The following is an 18468-nucleotide window of genomic DNA, read 5'->3' as shown; positions in this document are numbered from 1 at the left end:
TTGAATGAGCAACAACTTCGTACGCGGCCTGCCGTCGATGGCGCTGGCCGCGGTCCTGGGCCTGTCCCCGCTGGCGCATGGCGCGCCGCAGGCAGGCCAGGCGCCGGCGCCGCAGGCAGCGCAGGCGCCTGCGCTGCAGATGGAATCGCCCATCCCGGTCGGCCCGCAAGTCAAGGTCGGAAAGCTGGACAATGGCCTCACCTACTACATCCAGCGCAATGCGCGCCCTGAACGCAAGCTCGAACTGCGCCTGGTGGTCAAGGCCGGTTCCATCCTCGAGGATGAAGACCAGCGCGGCCTGGCCCACTTCGTCGAGCACATGGCCTTCAACGGCACCACCAATTTCCGCAAGCACGAGCTGGTGTCCTATCTGCAGTCGATCGGCGTGGGCTTCGGCGCCGACCTGAACGCGTACACCTCGTTCGACGAAACCGTCTATATCCTCCCGATCCCGACCGACAAGCCGGAACACGTGAGCAAGGCTTTCCAGGTGCTGGAAGACTGGGCCCATGGCGTGCGCTTCGATGCCGACGCCATCGAAAAGGAGCGCGGCATCGTGCTCGAAGAGCTGCGCCTCGGCAAAGGCGCCTCGGACCGCATGGGCAAGCAGATCTATCCGCGCCTGTTCAACGGCTCGAAATATGCCGAACGGCTGCCGATCGGGCGCGAAGACGTATTAAGAAATTTTAAACCCGATGCCTTGACCCGCTTCTACCGCGACTGGTACCGCCCCGACCTGATGGCGGTGGTGGTGGTCGGCGACGTCGACCCGGCGCGCGCCGAGAAGCTCGTCAAACAGCATTTCGCGCATCTGAAGAACCCGGCCAATCCGCGGCCACGCGACTACGCCGCGATTCCGGCGCGCGCCGACACCGAGGCGCTGGTCGTCACCGACCCGGAAGCCAATGGCAACGCGGTGCTGATCCGCTACCCGGTGCAGCCGGTGCGCGAGCTGGGCACCATCGGCGCCTACCGCGACGAACTGGTGCAATCGCTGTTCGGCACCATGCTCAACCAGCGCCTGGCCGAACTGGCGCAGCTGCCCGACGCGCCCTACCTGGGCGCGAGCAGCTCGCTCGGCAAGCTGACGCCGCGCTATCACTCCTATAATTCGTCGGCCGCCATCGGCCCGCGCGGCGCCCTGCCGGCCATCACCGCCCTGGTCCAGGAAAACGAGCGCGCGCGCCAGCACGGCTTCGGCGAGCAGGAGCTGGAGCGCGCCAAGAAGAACCTGATGCGCACCTACGAGCAGGCATGGAACGAGCGCGCCAAGAGCGACTCAGCGACCTACGCCGCCGAATACATCCGCAACTTCCTGCAGGACGAGGCGATCCCCGGCATCGACACCGAGTGGCGCTACGTGCAGCAGCTGGTGCCCGGCATTTCGCTCGCCGAGATGAACGACTACGCGCGGCGCACCATTCCGGCGGATTCCGGCAAGCTGGTGCTGTACACGGGCGTGAGCAAAGGGGACAATCAACCCGACGCGCCGACCGGTGCGCAGCTGCTGGCCGCCGTCAGCGAGGCCGCGCGCACGCCGGTTGAACGGCACGACGAGAAACTGCTGGCGACGCGCCTGATGGAGCGCCCGGCGCAGCCTGGAAAGATCACCGCCGAGGAACACGACAAGGCGCTGGGCCTGACCCGCCTGACCCTGTCCAACGGCGTGAAAGTCATCCTCAAGCCGACCGACTTCCGCAACGACCAGGTGATGCTGAGCGCCGCCCGTCCCGGCGGCCAGAGCCTGTTCCCCGACGGCGACATCCTCAATGCGCGCTTCTCGAACGCGATCGTGGCCAGCATGGGCGTGAAGGACTTTACTCCGCTCGACATGCGCAAGATCCTGGCCGGCAAGGCGGCCGGCGTGACCGTGGGGCTGGGGAGTTACACCGACGTGATCGCGGGCGCTTCGGGCGCCACCGACATCGAGACCATGCTGCAGCTCTTGTGGCTGAAGTTCGCCGGCGTGCGCCGCGACGAAGGCCTGTTCCACGCCTATATCGACAAGCAGGCCGAGATCGCGCGCAACCAGAGCGGCCTGCCGGGACGCTACTTCAACGACGCGCTGGTCGCGGCCCTGTACAACAATCACCCGCGCGCGCCGCGCACGCTCGATGCCGAGGAATACGCCAAGATCGACCTGGATCGCAGCATCGACATCTTCCGCCAGCGCTTCTCGAGCGCCAAGGACCTGACCTTCATCCTGGTCGGCAGCTTCGACGAGCGCCAGATCCGGCCGCTGCTGGCGACCTATCTCGGCACCCTGCCGACGCCGGACATCCCGGTCGCCTACCGCGACGTGGGCCTGCGCCCGGCCACCGGCATCGTGAAACGCGAGGTGCGCAGCGGCTCCGAGCCGAAGAGCAGCATCGCACTCAACTTCACCGGCCAGGCCGAATTCTCCGAAGCCGAGCAGCTGCGCCTGTCGGCGCTGATCGAAGTGACCAATCTGCGCATCATCGAGGTGCTGCGCGAAAAGATGGCGATGATCTACGGCGGCGGCGCCAGCGGCACCTTGAGCAAGATCCCTTACGGGAACTACTCGGTCGGCATCAGCCTGCCGACCGGACCGGAAAACGTGGACAAGGTGATCGCCGCGACCTTCGCCGAGATCGCGCGCCTGCAGCAGGACGGTCCGGACGCGGCGGAGCTGGACAAGGTCAAGACCGGCTGGATCCAGAATCACCGCCGCTCGCTGCGCGAGAACGGCTACTGGGTGGCGAACCTGCAGTCGGCGTTGACCGAGGGCACCGATCCGGCCTCGATCCTCTCCGTGGAAAAACAGGTGCAGGCCTTGACCGCGAACGACATAAAGATGGCCGCGCGGCGCTATTTCGACACCAGGAACTATGTGCAGGTGGTGCTCAATCCGGAGACGCAGGCGGCGGCCAAGGTAGCCAAGGCAGGAACAACGCGCGCTGCGGGAAGCTGACGACGCGCCATCCCATCCACCGATTGCCAGTGGCGATTGACATCGGCCTCTGATCTACTTGATAATAATTCTCATTATCAAGTAGATCGGAGCCGTTCGTGCAGTTCTCGCAGACCTTCCCTTTCCCGCGTCATCCACTCGCAGCGTTCATTCCACTCGTCTTGCTGGCGTTCGCCGCCCAGGCCCAGCCGGCCGATGGCGACGGCGCCGTGGTCGTCATCGCCGCCTCCCGCTCCAACGTCGAAGTCGACAAGGCGCCGCAGACGGTGGTCGTGATCCGCAAGGAAGACATCGCGCGCCAGCTGACCATCTCCACCAACACGTCCGACGTCCTCAGCAACCTGCTGCCCTCGTACACGCCCAGCCGCGGCAAGATGAACGGCTCGGGCGAGACGCTGCGCGGGCGCACCCCACTGATCCTGGTCGACGGCGTGCCGCAATCGAATCCGGTGCGACCTACCGGACGCGAGGCCCACACCATCGACTATGCGATGGTCGACCGCATCGAGATCGTCCAGGGCCCGAACGCCATCAACGGCCTCGGCGCGACCGGCGGCACCATCAACATCATCACGCGCCGCCCTGCTCCGGGCAGCTTCAACCAGCACGTCGACGTGCAGGTGACGACGCCAACGTCTGACGTGAACGGCGACCTGCTCGGCTACAAGACCACCTACCGGCTCGACGGCCGAGGGGACAAGCTCGAATACCTGTTCTCGGTCGGCTACGAGGACCAGGGGCTGTACCTGGACGGCGCCGGCCGTTCGATCGGCGTCGACGTGACCCAGGGCGACCTGATGGATTCGCGCAGCTACGACGTGCTGGCCAAGATCGGCTACCGGCCGGACGAACACCAGCGCCTGCAGTTCTCGGTCAACCGCTACCGGATCAAGTCGAAGGCCAGCTACCTCGGCGTGCCGGGCGACCGCGCGCGCAGCATTCCATCCACTTCGATCGAAGGCACGCCGCCGGGCACGCCGGCCTGGAACGACGTCTGGACCACCAGCGCCAGCTACACCCACACCAGCCTGGCCGGCATGGAACTGTCGGCGATGGCCTACAGCCAGGAATTCGTCGGCCTGTTCGGCGCCGACAACTCGGCCACCTTCCAGGACGTGACGATCGCGCCGCGCGGCACCCTGTACGACCAGTCGCGTTCGGTCGCCTCGAAGTACGGTAGCAAGGTCGGCCTGACGAGAGAGGGACTGCTGGACGGACGCCTGAAGCTCACCTTCGGCTTCGACACCCTGGTCGACGAGGGCAAGCAGGACATGTACGGCACCAAGCGCACCTTCGTTCCTGAGTCAAAGTACCGCAACCTGTCGCTGTTCACCCAGGGCGAATTCAAGCTGCTCGATAACCTGACGCTGCACGCCGGCGCGCGGCGCGAGAACGCCGACCTCGAAGTGGACAGCTACCGCACGCTGGCCGCCTACAACAACACCTTCGTCGAAGGCGGCAAGATCAAGTTCAACGAAACGCTGCTCAATGCGGGCCTGGTGCTGGAGCCGCTCAAGGACGTCACCCTGTATGCCAATTACTCGGAAGGCTTCGGCCTGCCGGACATCGGTCGCACGCTCCGCTCGATCAACACGCCGGGCCAGAGCATCGGCAGCCTGCGCAACCTGGAGCCGATCCTGACCGACGGCGTGGAAGCCGGCACCCGCGTGCGCAAGGGCGACTGGGAATTCGACGCCAGTTATTATCGTTCCGATTCCGACTTCGGCGCCCGCGTCGTCTCGGTCGGCGGCGTGTTCATGATGGCGCGCGAAAAGACGCGGCTGGAAGGCGTCGAGGCCAAGATCGCGCACCGCTTCAACGCCATCCACCGCGCCAGCCTGTCGTATGCGCGCACCAAGGGCCGCTACGACAGCGATAACGACGGCAGCCTGGACGCGAAGCTCGATGGCCTGAACGTGGCGCCGGACCGCGTGCTGGCCAGCTGGAGCGCGAACTGGACCGACCGCCTGTCGTCGCTGGTGCAGGCCCAGCATGCGTTCTCGCAGGACTTCGACGAGCCGGCGAAGCGCTTCTCGGGATACACGCTGGTCGATGCGGCCCTGAGCTACAAGCTCGCCAAGGGCGACCTGCGCTTCGGCGTCGCCAACCTGCTCGACAAGGACTACATCACGTATTACTCGCAGAGCGCGCTGGTCGAGCCGTCGCGCTACTTCGCCGGCCGTGGACGCACCGTGACCGTCGGTTATGCGCTCGGCTTCTGAACGCGGACTCAGGATCGCCGGCGCGGTGGCGGGTGGCTACCTGCTCACCGCCCTGACGGTGATCGCGGCCGGCGCCGTGCTGGCGCGCTTCGGGATGGCGCGCTCGGAAGCCGTCGCGCTGTCGTCGATGCTGGGTTTCGTGTTCTATCTCGCGCTGCTGGTGTGGGCCTTCACCGTGCGCAGCATCGCGCGGCAACTGGCCGTTCTGGCGGCGGGTGCGGTCATGATGGCCGCCGTGATCCACCTGGCGGGCTAGGAAGCCAATATGAAAGACACCTTCCGCAAATCGATGGCGTGGCTGCATACCTGGGCCGGCGTCGTTCTGGGCAGCGTGCTGTTCGCCGTGTTCTGGATGGGCACCCTGAGCGTGTTCGACCGCGAGATCGACCGCTGGATGATGCCGGCCACGCGGCTCGCGCCCGCAACCGCGCCCATATCGCTCGACGCCGTCGCGCGCGCCGTGCTGCCGGAGGTTCCCGCCGGCGCCAGCCAGTGGCGGGTCGACCTGCCGACCCAGCGCACCCCGGTGCTGCGCTTCACCTACAAGGCGGCGGATGAGGAACCGGCGCCGCGCCAGCTGGACCCGCAGCGGCTCGCCTTCCTCCCTGAGCAAGGCACGCTGGGCGGCAGTGGCTTCTTTTTCCCCTTCCACTACGGCCTGCACCTGCAGTGGCTGGAGATCGGCAAGTGGATCGTCGGCGTGGCGGCGATGGGCATGCTGCTGTTGCTGGTATCGGGGGTGATCATCCATCGCAAGATCTTCAGCCAGTTCTTCACCTTCCGGCCGCGCAAATCCCTGCAGCGCAGCAGCCTCGATCTGCACAACCTGGTCGGCGTGCTGGGCCTGCCCTTCCACTTCATCATCACACTGTCCGGCATGGTCATCTTCATGATGATTTATTTTCCCCAGGCGTACACCGGCGCCTATGGCGAAGGCAAGGCGGCCAAGGCCGCGTTCTTTGCCGATGCCTACGGCAAGTACAGCCGGCCCAGGGCCAACGCGCCCGGCCCCCTGGCCTCGCTCGATACGATGGCCGACGTCGCGCGGCGCGAATGGGGCGGCGCGCAGCCAGAATCTCAGCCATATTTCGTGCGGGTCTGGCACCCGGGCGACGCCAACAGCTACGTCGAGCTGCGCCGCTCCTACGCGCGCGAGGTCACGATGAACGTGGACCAGATGTTCTTCGACGCGGCCAGCGGCGAGGTGCTGCACCGCTTCCAGGCGGCGCCCGTGATGTCGGCCCAGCGCTTCATCTCGGGCATCCACTTCATCCAGTTCGAGCACTGGACCTTGCGCTGGCTGTACTTCCTGGCCGGGCTGGCCGGCTGCGTGCTGATCGCCACCGGCTTCTTGTTCTGGCTCGAGGCGCGCCGCGCGCGCCATGCCGCGAAGGGGCTGGCCGGGGTGCGCGCGGTGGAAGGTTTGACGGTCGGCAGCGTGACCGGGATCGTCATCGCGACGCTCGCCTTCCTGGCGGCGAATCGCCTGCTGCCGGATGGGCAGCAGCGCGCCGCGCTGGAGGTCTGGACGTTTTATCTCGCCTGGCTGGCCAGCTTCGCCCACGCCTGGTGGCGCGGCAAGGCGGCGTGGCGCGAACAGGCCTGGACTGCCTGCCTGCTCGCCGTCGCCTGCGTGCTGCTCAACGCGGCGACGACAGGCGACCATGTCGCCAGGGCGCTCGCGGACGGGAAATGGTCAGTGGCCGGCGTGGACCTGATGTTGCTGGCGCTGGCACTGCTGGCGGCATGGAGCGCGCGCCGGCTGGCCGGCAAGCCGGCCCAGGCCCGCGTGCCGGGGGCGGAGGCGCGGTCATGAGCATGGCCTTCAACGCGACGCTGCTGCTGTCCGCCTGCCTGGCGAGCTACGCCGGTTTCGCCTGCCTGGCGCTGGCGATGCAGGAACACTGGGAACGGATGGGATGGCGGCGCGACGGCTCTGCGGCGCCGCGCTGGCTGCGCCGCGCCGGCCCGTGCCTGCTGCTGCTGGCCTACGGCCTGTGCGTCTGGCGTGACGGTGCCAGCTTCGGCAGCCTGTTGTGGATCGTGCTGATCTCGGCGGCGTCGATCGCCGTCGCCTTCACCATCACCTGGCGCACTGCAGGCCGCTAGTGCGTCAGCGCGCGGCCGACAGCATGCGCTCGACGTAGCGCGCGATTATGTTCAATAGTGTCACAACCCGCATGGTTGCCGCTTTCTACACGGTCTCTTCTTGAAATACCGTCAAATATACCGTAGCCGGCTAAGCCGGGATGAAGCGGCGTCGGTCAACCCTTACGGTGAGCTCGGTAACACTACCTTCACGAGTAATAGAAGACCCTAAAATCAAGCTGAGTTGAGTCCGCTGCCCCCTCGATCTCTCCCTCGAGAACGTTCTTTGGCTTGAGCAGATTGCAGAACCGAAGGTGTTCAAGCGAGCGGTACGAATCGATCAGAATGGATGCAAAAAATCGTACAGTGGAAACGACTGCGCGGTCGGTTAGCGCCAGCAGTTCGACTAATGCCGTGTCTAACATTGTATCAAGGAGTTGACGCAGATTCTGCAAGGCTCCTAGAGCCCTACCTCCTGTGCGCGTGGGCAGAGCAACAGCCTGCCTGCTGAACAGAGCGGCATATTGCAGTCTGTATGTTCCGCAAGCCGCGATGATGGCGGGAAATCCGATTGCGTAAGATATTGCAACTATTGCATGTCGCTCTTACGGAAATAAGCGGAGTCCGAATATATGCTCAGTTGCGTATTTTCTAACACTGCAGTTCACGCCGCTGTAGGAGCCGCCCCAGGCGCCGATTTCGGCGTACAAAGCTAACCGACACAGCACTTGCGATCAAAAACATCGCCCTGGCCGTTTAAATCGTTCCCTGCCATCATCGTTGCACTGTGATGACGTCGAGACGGTGAGAAAGCCGAAAAGTCATGGGTCCCTCGCATGAAAAATACTCCCCATACAAAGTTAATAAGTTGACAAAATGTCTAGTTTTTATGGGAAAATACAGTTGCCGAACCACGCTCGTAGTATTCGCCGTGTTCAGCAACGCTTATCGGCGGCAGCCAATTCGCTTTAGAAATACGCGCTTTGCAGCGTCACTCGAAGCAATCCCCTCCTGAATCTTTCGCCATCCTTAAGGGGAAGGTGCAGCCGCGCATATCCCAACCTACCGCATGGAGTCACTATGACCGCAGTTATCCCTACCATCGTCACGTCTTCGACAGCTGGATTTCAGCCAGCGTTCAAACCTGTCACGACGAAAGACCGGCACATTTGCTCACTTGCCGCCATCGCTACAATCGCTTCGACCAATATCGAGGACGTCTGGAAAAGGGCCGAAGAGCTCGGCCTTCCAAAAGTTGGTCCCTTCTACCATCTTATCGACGAACACCTAATTACTGCGCTGTTTGCAAAGTACTCATGGGTTGCAACCGTATGGAAGGAAAGCGAGAAGCCTTCGCAGTTGCCTGACTTGTGCATTGCTCTGGTCGATTACGACGCAGACTGGGAAGTTGGACGCTATGTCGTTTTCCATCGCGCAAAATGCAGTCACGACGAAAAAACCGTCGAATACATCATTGACCCAACGGCCATCCGTCAAGAGCTGGTCATTAGGACGGACATCACCACACTAGCCCCGGCCTGGTATATCGGGGTTCATCCGATGAATAAGACGTCGAGCCCTGGGAAGAAGTGATGTAGTCGATCAACTGTTTACATACCACTCGTTTGAGAATGGGTCATATCTAGTCGCCTGGTACGCTCCCAGGAGGCGCCCCGCTGACCAGATCCCTGATCGTTACTCCTAGCGCTACTGCAATCCGCTCCATATTGCAGATCGTAATGTTCCTCACCCCTCGCTCAACGGATGAAATGTAGCTCGATTCTAGCTGAGCGAGATCAGCAAGCTGTTGCTGGGTGTAGCCGCGTAGCTTACGCGTTCGTCTAACGTTTGCCGCGAAGATGAGCTGAGCGCGGCCAAGGGGCTGTTGTCGAGTTTCCACAGGGCGTAGATTCGTGCCTGGGAAGTTCTGAGACCAGAACTTATAAGTTCTATTTTCATAAACGCCATGCAATAATCTGAACTTATAAGTTCACCACATCTGTTCTACTTCATCATCGGAGTTCATCTTGATTAAAATCACCCGATCAACAGTCAGTCCCCTCACAAGGGCTATCGCATCTTTGCTGCTTCCTCTCACACTAGTAACGCTTACTACAGGCTGCTCGTCAAAGCCAGACGCGTCAGACGTTGAGCCATATGTCATCGCCGATTTAGGCGCTTGTGCTCTCTGGAAAATTTCTGATGTGAGCAAAGCCGATGGCGTAGCTGAAAATGACAGTTATCGCGTTGACTTCACGGCGATGCTTACACTGAAAGACAGTCCCGAGAAAGCTTGGGAGGACTCAACGCAGCCGAGGTCAGTCGCATCGACACAGGCATGTAACATTTACTGGGTCGTCCTCCTGAACAAGGGGGGAGCAGTTGCCATTCCTGAGCCCCGGTTGCCTGGGCTGTCGCTGTCTAAGCAGTATAAAGTTGCGGGTTCTGCTGTGATGGTTAAATCCGAGAAGGGGTGGCAGCTCGCCCAGGAGATCGGCGGCCTAACATTTGAGCCAATCATGTAAAAAGCAGCACACTTCTCTCAGCAAGTGTTGCCGTCGCAGCGCCTGCTGCGCCCTCCTCAAGTTCGCGGTTAGCGGACATGTAGTTCCTCAATTCCCGCCGTAGTCCATCGCGGCAAATTCTGCACGAAATTCTCTTATAACCGAGGACCACTGGCGGCACAGCCAGTGGCCTCTGTACGTCTGTACGTTTGCAAAATTCTAGGAAAATCATGGACAAAACCCTTCAAGTTCAGAACATAGTGCTGCGCAACTCACCGCTGTTTCCACTAGGCACCGTAGTTGCAACGCCGGGCGCACTCGACCTGCTAGATCGAGTCGGGATGAACGCCACCACATACCTTACGCGACACCAATGCGGAGACTTCGGAGCCCTTTCGTCAGCCGATGTTCAAGAGAACTATTTTGCAGTCGGTCGTCGGTTAAGGATCTTTTCCGCATACGAGATAGGCAGTGAGAGTCTCTGGATAATTTCCGAGGCGGATCGTTCTGCAACAACTTTGTTGTTACCGTCGGAGTACTGAGCATGGCTGCACGACGACAAGTACCCGATTCCGCTCAGGCCGCGAGCGTAGTACCGCAGGCCGCGCCGTCACGGCTTGTAGCTAGCTTTTCAGCCGCCGCGCAATCAAACGCGACTACGCGCTCGTATGACGCAGACATTCGACACTTCAAGCAACATGGCGGCACGATACCAGCCACGCCAGCAGCGACCGCAGACTATCTTGCCAACTTCGCGAGCAGTCTGTCAGTCGCCACTCTTCAGCATCGCCTCATCGCGATTCACCGCGCGCACGTCGACGCCGGCCTGCCTTCACCAGTAAAAGACCAGCTGGTTAAACGGACAATGCAAGGCATTCGTCGCACGCTGGGGGTGAGTCAGCGACGCGTGACCGCTCTAGTAAAAGAAGATCTGCTGGAAATGATTGTGCACATCGAATGCCAGCCGCCGATGAGAGCCGCACGTGATAAAGCTTTGCTGCTTCTTGGCTTCTCAGGCGCATTCCGTCGGTCAGAGCTGGTTGCTCTAAGAACTGACGACATCGCCAGGTACGACAACGGGATTGAGCTAACTATACGACGGTCCAAGACCGACCAGGAGGGTCAAGGTCGAACTGTGTTTATACCCTACGCACGAGGCAAACGCTGCCCAGTAAAAGCGTTAGACGAATGGCTGGTCATCTCATGTATCGCTTCAGGGCCTCTCTTCGTACGTCTGAGTCGACATGACCGTATCGCAGGAGAACAGGCGCTTACTCCTCAAACAGTCGCTCTTCTGGTCAAGTTGTATGTCAAGAAGATGCGCGGTGAGGACGCTGCCAGACACGTGGCGGGACACAGTTTGAGAGCGGGCTATTGTACCGAGGCAGCAATCGCAGGACTCCAGCCATATCAGATACGAGAACAAACTGGTCATCGGTCAGATGTGACGCTGGCACGGTATATCAGACCAGTAAATAAACGGAAAATCCCAAGCCTTCTCTAGCTGCTAAAACTCAATCATGATAGTTCGCTTCCGACCCAGGCTGTGTAAAAACGCTAGATCCTCATGTTTTCAGGGGTCTCTTTAACCACTCCCGACCTTGAGAAACCGGCGTAGCGGCCGTTCTGAGAGGTCGGGCGTCGCCAGCGTGCTGTCTATTCGCGTTTTTACACAGCCTGGGCCCGAAGCGGCCATTCACGCTTGAGGAAAACGTGGATCGAACCCGTGCAGCTTGTTACTCAACGCGTCACATCCGCCTTCAAGTTATTATTGAATTGCTATTTTTCGATCCACGCCACAGAAGTCCGCTAACACCCCGATAACCCCTTGGCATGTTGCTACAAGAGCGCTGGGTTTTGATACCGTCGGCGCAAATGCTGCGGCTTCGAGCTGTAACGCGATATCGAAGAAGCCGGATGTATTCTTCGCAAAAAAGTCAGCGAGGATCTCTGCTTTAATCTGAGACGACTCATACTCGATCTCCTGTTGCACGGTCTTTGCCAAGCCTGGCTGAGCTGCTACGCTTTCAACAAGTGACGCAGCCATACGGCTGACCTTTTCTGTGAAGACTTGGCCAGATTCGCCGTAGCGGACACCAGCGTCGATGAAGGCTTTCCTCTGATCGTGGTCGGACGTGATGTGCTCCCTAAGAATGAAATCAACGGCGATGAGTAGGTGTGCGCAAGTGATGTAAAGGAGCCTCCAGCGCGGTGTACCTGCTCCAATATCCGACAGCAGTAGGCCGATATCTTCTAGCCAAGCATTGCAGCCGTCGAAATTTAGTGACTGCAGAAGGCGGGATTTGCTGAGCTCATATCGAACGCGCCAGTCGCCGCTAAGTCGCCCGAGAGATCCATCGTCGAGCTCATGTAGGAATTCCTCTTCACTAATGCGGTCCTGTAGGCTCTTTGCACTTAAGGTTAGGCGAGCAAGAAACTTTCCGTCAAGAACCTTCACGTCATGCTGTAGTCCAAATTTACGCACATCAGACCTGCTGTCCGTGGTCGCGACAACACATGAGTCAAGCCCAAGGACAGTCTGCAACCCTTTCGCCCAAAAAATGCGCTCAAGGGCTTGCGGCGTCTTCTTGTTCTTAATGTCGACGTTGACCCGTTCGCGGCTCAATGGCGAATTCCTAGCGTATAGCCAGAGATCGACATCTGTCACGTCGAAGCGGTTATAAGTAAACTTACAGCCACGGGCTACGAAGTAGCCAATGTTTAGGAAGTAGTTGCGCAGGGCTTCTTCAGCAGCAGGGCCTTTTGGTATGTGTTCGATCATTTGCGCAGTCCCCCCGTTCTGATCTCTTGCAGCATGTTCCTCGCCTTCAGCTTGACCGCCTCGGTAGAATTTTTTCGCTTTACCTCGCGGGTCACCTCAGGCCCGAGGTATTCAGTCACCTTGGCTCCTGGCAGGTTTGCGACGGCCTCTGCCGTTATGTCTCCTTCCTGGATGACCGAGAGGGCCAGTCGGCCAACCTCAGGTTTCAGCAATCTCATATTGAACATGCCGCCATGTGCCGCCGTCACCTCGAGCACGCCTTTAAACTCAAGCGCTTGATAGTCGTTGCCGATGGCGGTTGCTGGACCCACCGTGCCCCCGACAATTAGCTTGTTCATCAGTGCAGACACCATTTGGATGCGCCCGCGGTAAAAGCTACTGATGGTCATGCCATACGTCAGCGATGCGACGAGGGCCTTAGCTAAGTCCAGCGCATCGTCGGCAATCGAGTCGCTGAATTTCGAGAAGGCAGCGGGTCTCGTCACGAAGTAATTTTTGCCTTGGTCGTTGCCGACCACATTTACGTCGAACATGCCTATGGAATGCAAGCGGTCAAACAGATCCTGGCCGAGCATGTCCGTGGCGGCTTGGAGCGGCAGACACCCGGTGGCCTGTAGTTTCGCATTCAGTTCATTTAACAAGGAAGCATCGCCAGCATTTAAAGTGCTTAGCACACCATTGATCTTACGTGCGTCTTCTCGGCGGAACAGGTTGCCGTTGAAGAGCAGCTTCTCGGTTGGTGAAATGTGCTCTGAATCAAAAAAACCGATGTTGCAGCCAAGTTCGAGCGTGTCTAAAACGTCTTTGTTCGCCAGCTTAAATTCATCGGACAACGCTTCGACCGCCGACTTGTCCGTTAGCGGATTTTCCGATGCAGCATCCGAGACCGTGATAACGATTTCCTCGTGCTTCTCATGACTGCTCTCGTTAAAGATGCGCGCGGTCGATTCGAGCACGCCTTGCCCAGTCAAACCGATGACTTCGATGGCCCCAGTCCCCGGTAGGATAAGGCGCTGGCGTGTCAACTCGGCGACGATGGTCGGTAACTCGGTCTTGGGGCTAATGTGGTTGGCTTTAGCCAGTGCCTCCAGCCGGCCCTGTGGGATTTGAAGTTGCTTCTCTGCCGAGATTGCGGAGAGTAGTGTGCCGCTCTTGCCAGCGAAGCTGATGGCATCGAAATCCTGACTCAGGGTCGAATGAAGTTTGAGTGCATGGTGAATTATCCATGCACCACTTGTTTTGTCGTCCATTTAGGTCGCTCCTCGAATGCGATATATCATCAGCTCGTGAAGACACATACCGACGTAACCATCAGGCGGCTCGGGCCAGAATAGGGTAGCGACGATGTGTCGTAGTGCCGTGAAGATCTCAGAAAAGCAAAAAAGTAGCTACAGCGTCTCTTTAAGCTTTGGTTTCATTGAAATGCACGAATAGACCGGACGAATACTTCCTTATGTTTTCTATCAAATCGAATGCTCACTTCTGACCGAAACCGGTCGGCGACATGAGGATAGCAGATCGCTCGAGGGGAAAGTCAGCAGATTGTCACGAAGGGCAGAAATTGACCCGAAGCGGACTGAGTGGCTTATGAGCTAACGAAGTACTTGATCCGAAGATAGAACGCGTATGTCAAGCATGTTGTCCAAGTAAGCTTCGAGATAAGGCTTTTGTGAGGCACCAACGATAACCAGCGTGCGGCTGCCGGGCTGGTGGCCTATGGCCTCACCGATGTTCGCAGCCATGCGCAAGTTACGTGTCTCCCAATAAGCGACGTAATCGCACCCATATTGACGTGGAGAGTCTTCTGCAAGTGCTGCACCGAATTCACTGTCGTAGATGAGCTTGGACAAGGTGAGGTCGTTCAAGTGGCGATACAGCCTCATGATCCCTTCAGGCTCACCGACACCTGCATAGAAGCGTTCCACCATTTGGATGTACTTCGCGGTCGCGGGGTTGTTCCATGCCTTCCTGAGGGCATAGTCGAATGCCTTTGGGTCTGATGCAGGGCTATCGGCTGTATGATCGTCCATGCTATGGACGCGCTCAAGCCCGAGAGCGGCTGCAAGCGGAGAAGCGATCATCGTATCTTCGCCGCGCTCTTGTCGCCTGCCACGCTGCTTCGTGAGCGATGCGACCAAGGTGGTATCGAGACCTTCGCCAGTACGTCGCTCTGCTTCCGGCAGTCGCAGCCATTGAACCAAGGCAGAAACTGGTTCACCTCCCGCAAGAAACATGGATGCAAGGTGACGACGTTGTGATGGTGTTGGGGTGGATGGCCAGTTTGCCAGCAAGCGTTCAATCTCGGCGGTTGCAGAAGCCACATCGAAACCGGTCGCAGCGCGTGCCGGCGCCGGGTCCCAGGGACAGTACCTCTCGACCGATTGCGCATAACGTTGAGGATGCTGACGCATGAAGGCGCATTGAGTGCCCGACAACGCCTCGATGGCGATGATGTGAGGTTTCCAGCCAAGCAGGCGCTCGTTAAGAATCTTGAGGCTGGAAGGCTTGAAAGCATCCTGCAGGTGCGGGAGGCGAGGTGTGCCGAGAACGATTACTTCGCTCGGTACACCCTTTGCTGGCCCCTTTAGTTTTCCCGGGTCGAATGTCCCCATGCGCTCCTGGGCGCATACACTTGCGACGCACATCATGACGCCCACGACAAAACCAGTCAATGGTTGCCGCATCCGATTAATTCCTTTCTGATCCTCATTGAAGAGCTACTTACTTGGAAAGACATTTTATCGAAGAAAAGCGGCTCAAAATGCGCGTCTTGTCCCCTCATCAAACAACCACTTTCGGCCAAAAGCGGGCGCTCGATGAGGCTCCGCGAATGAGCACATCGCCGCCAGAGCAAGAAACAGATTTTGTTGGGCGCTCACAAATTAAACGCGACTAGCACTGCATCGCGTATTGTAGTCTCGTTGTCGGCGATACATTGCAAGCGCTTTTCACTAGCGATAATAGTGTGTTTTAGCTAGCATCGATACATCATGCATACTGTTCCAATTCGCTAAGTCAGTATCACTGAACTGACTGGGCAATGGCAGTTAACGCTGGCATAGGCTGAATTGCTCGCAAAGCAGCAAGCTGAGTGCCTATTTGATCGACAAGCTTTTTCAGTGCATTCTCTTGACTAAGGTAGCTTGCAAAATCTTCACCTATTCCTTGGACAATAAATGGCAGCGTCATTCGCGTTACTGGGACCCATTTTTGAATTAAAGCATCGATTTCGTTATTAGCCTTCAGAGACTCGTTATACGTAAATTTTGCGGTTCCGGGGTCTAACGGCTTTCCACAAATATTAGAAAGCAGTCCGCCAATCACTGCAACTACAAAGTTCTTAGAGCGCAATCCCTGGAGGAAATCGAGCCACTGCTTTTCCTGATCGGTTGGAGCCGGCTTGTCATTCAAATCTTTCTTTACCACTTCAACTGACTTTGAAATAGCTAAAGCCAAGAGAAGATGTTGAGCTTTAGTTTCGTGGAATGCGTTATCGTAGACAATTTTCGTTTCAAAAACATAATTCTTACCTCGGTTCGCACTTACGTAATCCCCATGAAGTGCGACTAATGGCTGAGCAACCATTTCAATTCCAATTTCCGCGCTAGCACTATCAAATCCGCGCTTCAACGAATATGAATGACCGAACCTTTTAAACTCTTGCTCTAGCAGTTTCTGCTCTGCACTATTGCTGTAATGATCCCAAGTGGTAATGTAGTTCTGAGTATTATTGTACTCTACAATTTTCTTTACTTTCTCTTGGTCGTTACAGACAATGATCTTGCAAAGAACTTTGATTTTACTAAGTGCTTCTAGATCGCTAGCCGAAGAAATTGATCCCGTGGTTTGTGCTCCATTAATGATTGATATGCCTTCAAGAGTTTTCTTATCATCATCAACGGCAGTAGTAAGTATTGAAATGCCATTGTTATACACAAAGAAGTCATTGGGAGTATTTTCAGCTGTCGAACGTATTGCATTATTAATTTTTTTACGTCGACTCATGCCCATGAAGCCGCGATAGTTCGCTGAGAATAGTTCGTTCCCGTGCGCCTGAAATAAATCATAAAGCCAGCGCCCATTCACGAATCCAACATGTGCCTTCCAACCATCACCTTCCTGCGTACTGATTATTTCCCCGTCGAACACAACCTTATTTCGGACAACAATCTGTTGAGAAAAAGCTATATATAGCTTCTCCATTGAGCTACACCCTAATTCTTTATGACTGATTGTGATGTCCTTACCCGCAAATGCCTTCCTTAAAAAGGCCGCCGCCGTATCAAGTTCCTTACGCGAATTCTCACTTTCTGCACAATTGTGAGTATAGAGAAGCTCAATAGCATCGATCTCCCCGCTTTCAATAAGCTCCCTGACATCTACGATCTTTACTCGAAGCTTCTCAGGAACGTCTTTCGTATCGCCGACAGTCAGCCATGCAAGACCGGTATTTAAATCCGACGCCTTGTTAGCTGGAGCTGCGATTTTAAAATCTTCTTTTACCGAATAGTAACCCTGCGATATATACAAGGTCGAATTCAACACATAGATGAAATCAATCTTTTTATCGCCTGCACCATCAGTCAGTCCATCTGCCGCCAACTTGTCCAAATCTGGCTCATCCAGATAAGCTGCCATACACCACAATTGGTGAGCATTCCCCTCGCCATATTTTTGAATAAGGTCGGTACTTTTCCGGAATACTTCAAGATGTTTCATAGTTGGGATATAAAAAGACACTTGGGCATTTAGTATCATATTGAGATCCGAATCAGTCAAGCCTATTTTATCCTTGCGCGGAACTTGAGAATATGCTAGCAACACCCTGTTGATACCCCAGTTCTCCGGCCATCCTGTAGGGGATAAGATTAAAATTTTACCGAGCCTGTCTAGCCAGCGCGACTATGTGTTCGCAGATGTACATCAGCAAACGGCGCAGACAAGTATGCACTTCGGGTAAAAGTGCAATAGCCTTGAACATCGGATCTCACGCTTACCGTCAAGCTATCCTGCTGCTGAGCTTTCTTGGTACACTAGGCGTTTTCATAGTACAGGCCCTAGTCATGGCTAAGAGTCAGAAAACAGCCGTAATCGAACGCATTTTTGAGCTTTTATACGATCAAACTACTGCACAGCTAAAAAGGACTGTTGTTACAGCAGAGGATCTTGAGTCTGCTAAGCGCTATTGTAACGACGAGCTTGGGATGAATATTAAGTTGAACAGCAACCCATTCAACTTTATGAAAGACATCGTTCGCTCGACGTCTGGGTCGAAGATTTGGCCAGAGAGCGTTCGCAATCGAGGTTTTGTCGGTAAGCAGAAGACCGGTGGCGGGGATATATTCGAGTTTGTACCGTACATCGCTGGACAAAAAACCGAATTTGATGAGGATTACTCTCCCTCCGACGAAACTCCGACGTTCCCTATACAAAGCTTAAGTTTACCTTTGGCCTCGAGGGCTTTGGGAAGAAAAGACGAATCCTGGCTTCTGCAAGTCGCAGTAAATTTGAGAGTGATTGAGACGCATTTTGCGATTGGTGAAAACCGTCAAATCAATGCACTAGAGCTCAATCATTTGCAGATGGATATCAAACTTCGCACCGTGCAAATCGATGCACTTTTTCTGGCAAAGCAAGATCTTGAAGATAGCGAAGCCCACGGAAGCGTGTTAATCACTGTCGAAGCAAAGCAGGGAAACCAGCGGATTTTGACCGAGCAGATCGCGCGCCAAGTGCAGGAAGCTTTTGACGCAACGCCTAATGACTTGATTATTCCAACCGCTATAGTGGGAGTGAGAAATAAAGGAATCTACGTTGTAGAATTTAAGGCAGTACGACGATCCGAAGCTCAAACGTTCACCACGCCGACCTTCCATCGAGAAACGATGTTTATCTTGCAACCCACAGTCAAAGGGATTTAAAAAGTCATCGCTCTCGAAT

14 protein-coding genes are annotated in these 18468 nt (G+C 56.9%); 9 read left to right on the top strand and 5 right to left on the bottom strand.

Annotation, left to right across the window (positions count from 1 at the left end; all coding sequences use genetic code 11):
* The first annotated feature begins 4 nt into the window (after window positions 1-4).
* The 6 genes from ABIB42_RS18770 to ABIB42_RS18745 all read left to right on the top strand — a co-directional run bounded on the left by ABIB42_RS18770 (window position 5) and on the right by ABIB42_RS18745 (window position 8835).
* Window positions 5-2932: a M16 family metallopeptidase gene (locus ABIB42_RS18770; RefSeq protein ID WP_005671270.1), complete on the top strand. Its 2928-nt coding sequence runs from the start codon at window positions 5-7 to the stop codon at window positions 2930-2932.
* Window positions 2933-3030: 98 nt separating this feature from the next.
* Window positions 3031-5154: a TonB-dependent receptor gene (locus tag ABIB42_RS18765; protein ID WP_429248809.1), complete on the top strand. Its 2124-nt coding sequence runs from the start codon at window positions 3031-3033 to the stop codon at window positions 5152-5154.
* Window positions 5138-5410 carry a hypothetical protein gene (locus ABIB42_RS18760; RefSeq protein WP_005671268.1) on the top strand — a complete coding sequence of 91 codons (273 nt, stop codon included), beginning with the start codon at window positions 5138-5140 and terminating at the stop codon, window positions 5408-5410. The genes ABIB42_RS18765 and ABIB42_RS18760 overlap by 17 nt, the downstream gene beginning before the upstream one ends.
* Before the next feature lie 9 nt (window positions 5411-5419).
* Complete coding sequence (locus tag ABIB42_RS18755) at window positions 5420-6970, top strand: PepSY-associated TM helix domain-containing protein (protein ID WP_005671267.1); 1551 nt, start codon at window positions 5420-5422, stop codon at window positions 6968-6970.
* Window positions 6967-7263: a DUF3325 domain-containing protein gene (locus tag ABIB42_RS18750; protein WP_005671266.1), complete on the top strand. Its 297-nt coding sequence runs from the start codon at window positions 6967-6969 to the stop codon at window positions 7261-7263. Before ABIB42_RS18755 ends, ABIB42_RS18750 begins: the two co-directional genes overlap by 4 nt.
* A gap of 1059 nt (window positions 7264-8322) precedes the next feature.
* Window positions 8323-8835 carry a hypothetical protein gene (locus tag ABIB42_RS18745; RefSeq protein ID WP_429248808.1) on the top strand — a complete coding sequence of 171 codons (513 nt, stop codon included), beginning with the start codon at window positions 8323-8325 and terminating at the stop codon, window positions 8833-8835.
* Window positions 8836-8884: 49 nt separating this feature from the next.
* Here ABIB42_RS18745 and ABIB42_RS18740 read toward each other — a convergent pair whose 3' ends face one another.
* Window positions 8885-9142, bottom strand: a complete 258-nt coding sequence (locus ABIB42_RS18740; protein ID WP_429248807.1) for a helix-turn-helix domain-containing protein — start codon at window positions 9140-9142, stop codon at window positions 8885-8887.
* Window positions 9143-9269: 127 nt separating this feature from the next.
* On the opposite strand from ABIB42_RS18740, the gene ABIB42_RS18735 reads away from it, so the two are divergent.
* Window positions 9270-9767 carry a hypothetical protein gene (locus ABIB42_RS18735; protein ID WP_429248806.1) on the top strand — a complete coding sequence of 166 codons (498 nt, stop codon included), beginning with the start codon at window positions 9270-9272 and terminating at the stop codon, window positions 9765-9767.
* Window positions 9768-10290: 523 nt separating this feature from the next.
* Complete coding sequence (locus ABIB42_RS18730) at window positions 10291-11250, top strand: site-specific integrase (RefSeq protein ID WP_429248805.1); 960 nt, start codon at window positions 10291-10293, stop codon at window positions 11248-11250.
* 264 nt (window positions 11251-11514) lie between these two features.
* Here the strand turns inward: ABIB42_RS18730 and ABIB42_RS18725 are convergent, their stop codons facing one another.
* From ABIB42_RS18725 to ABIB42_RS18710, 4 genes are all read right to left on the bottom strand, one after another.
* Complete coding sequence (locus tag ABIB42_RS18725; RefSeq protein ID WP_429248804.1) at window positions 11515-12528, bottom strand: hypothetical protein; 1014 nt, start codon at window positions 12526-12528, stop codon at window positions 11515-11517.
* On the bottom strand, window positions 12525-13778 hold the full coding sequence (locus tag ABIB42_RS18720) for a hypothetical protein (RefSeq protein WP_429248803.1): 1254 nt from the start codon (window positions 13776-13778) through the stop codon (window positions 12525-12527). Before ABIB42_RS18720 ends, ABIB42_RS18725 begins: the two co-directional genes overlap by 4 nt.
* 342 nt (window positions 13779-14120) lie before the next feature.
* Window positions 14121-15140 (bottom strand): DUF5694 domain-containing protein, encoded by a 1020-nt coding sequence (locus ABIB42_RS18715; protein ID WP_429248802.1) that lies wholly within the window; start codon window positions 15138-15140, stop codon window positions 14121-14123.
* A gap of 409 nt (window positions 15141-15549) precedes the next feature.
* Window positions 15550-17307 (bottom strand): AIPR family protein, encoded by a 1758-nt coding sequence (locus tag ABIB42_RS18710; protein ID WP_429248801.1) that lies wholly within the window; start codon window positions 17305-17307, stop codon window positions 15550-15552.
* Window positions 17308-17591: 284 nt separating this feature from the next.
* Between ABIB42_RS18710 and ABIB42_RS18705 the strand changes: the two genes are divergently transcribed.
* Window positions 17592-18449 (top strand): hypothetical protein, encoded by an 858-nt coding sequence (locus ABIB42_RS18705; protein ID WP_429248800.1) that lies wholly within the window; start codon window positions 17592-17594, stop codon window positions 18447-18449.
* Window positions 18450-18468 lie beyond the last annotated feature (19 nt).

The sequence above is a fragment of the Massilia sp. UYP32 genome (assembly GCF_050434365.1).
Taxonomy (GTDB): domain Bacteria; phylum Pseudomonadota; class Gammaproteobacteria; order Burkholderiales; family Burkholderiaceae_D; genus Telluria; species Telluria timonae.
Note: the sequence above shows the minus strand (reverse complement) of the source record. Positions and strands in the feature narration are given on the sequence as shown.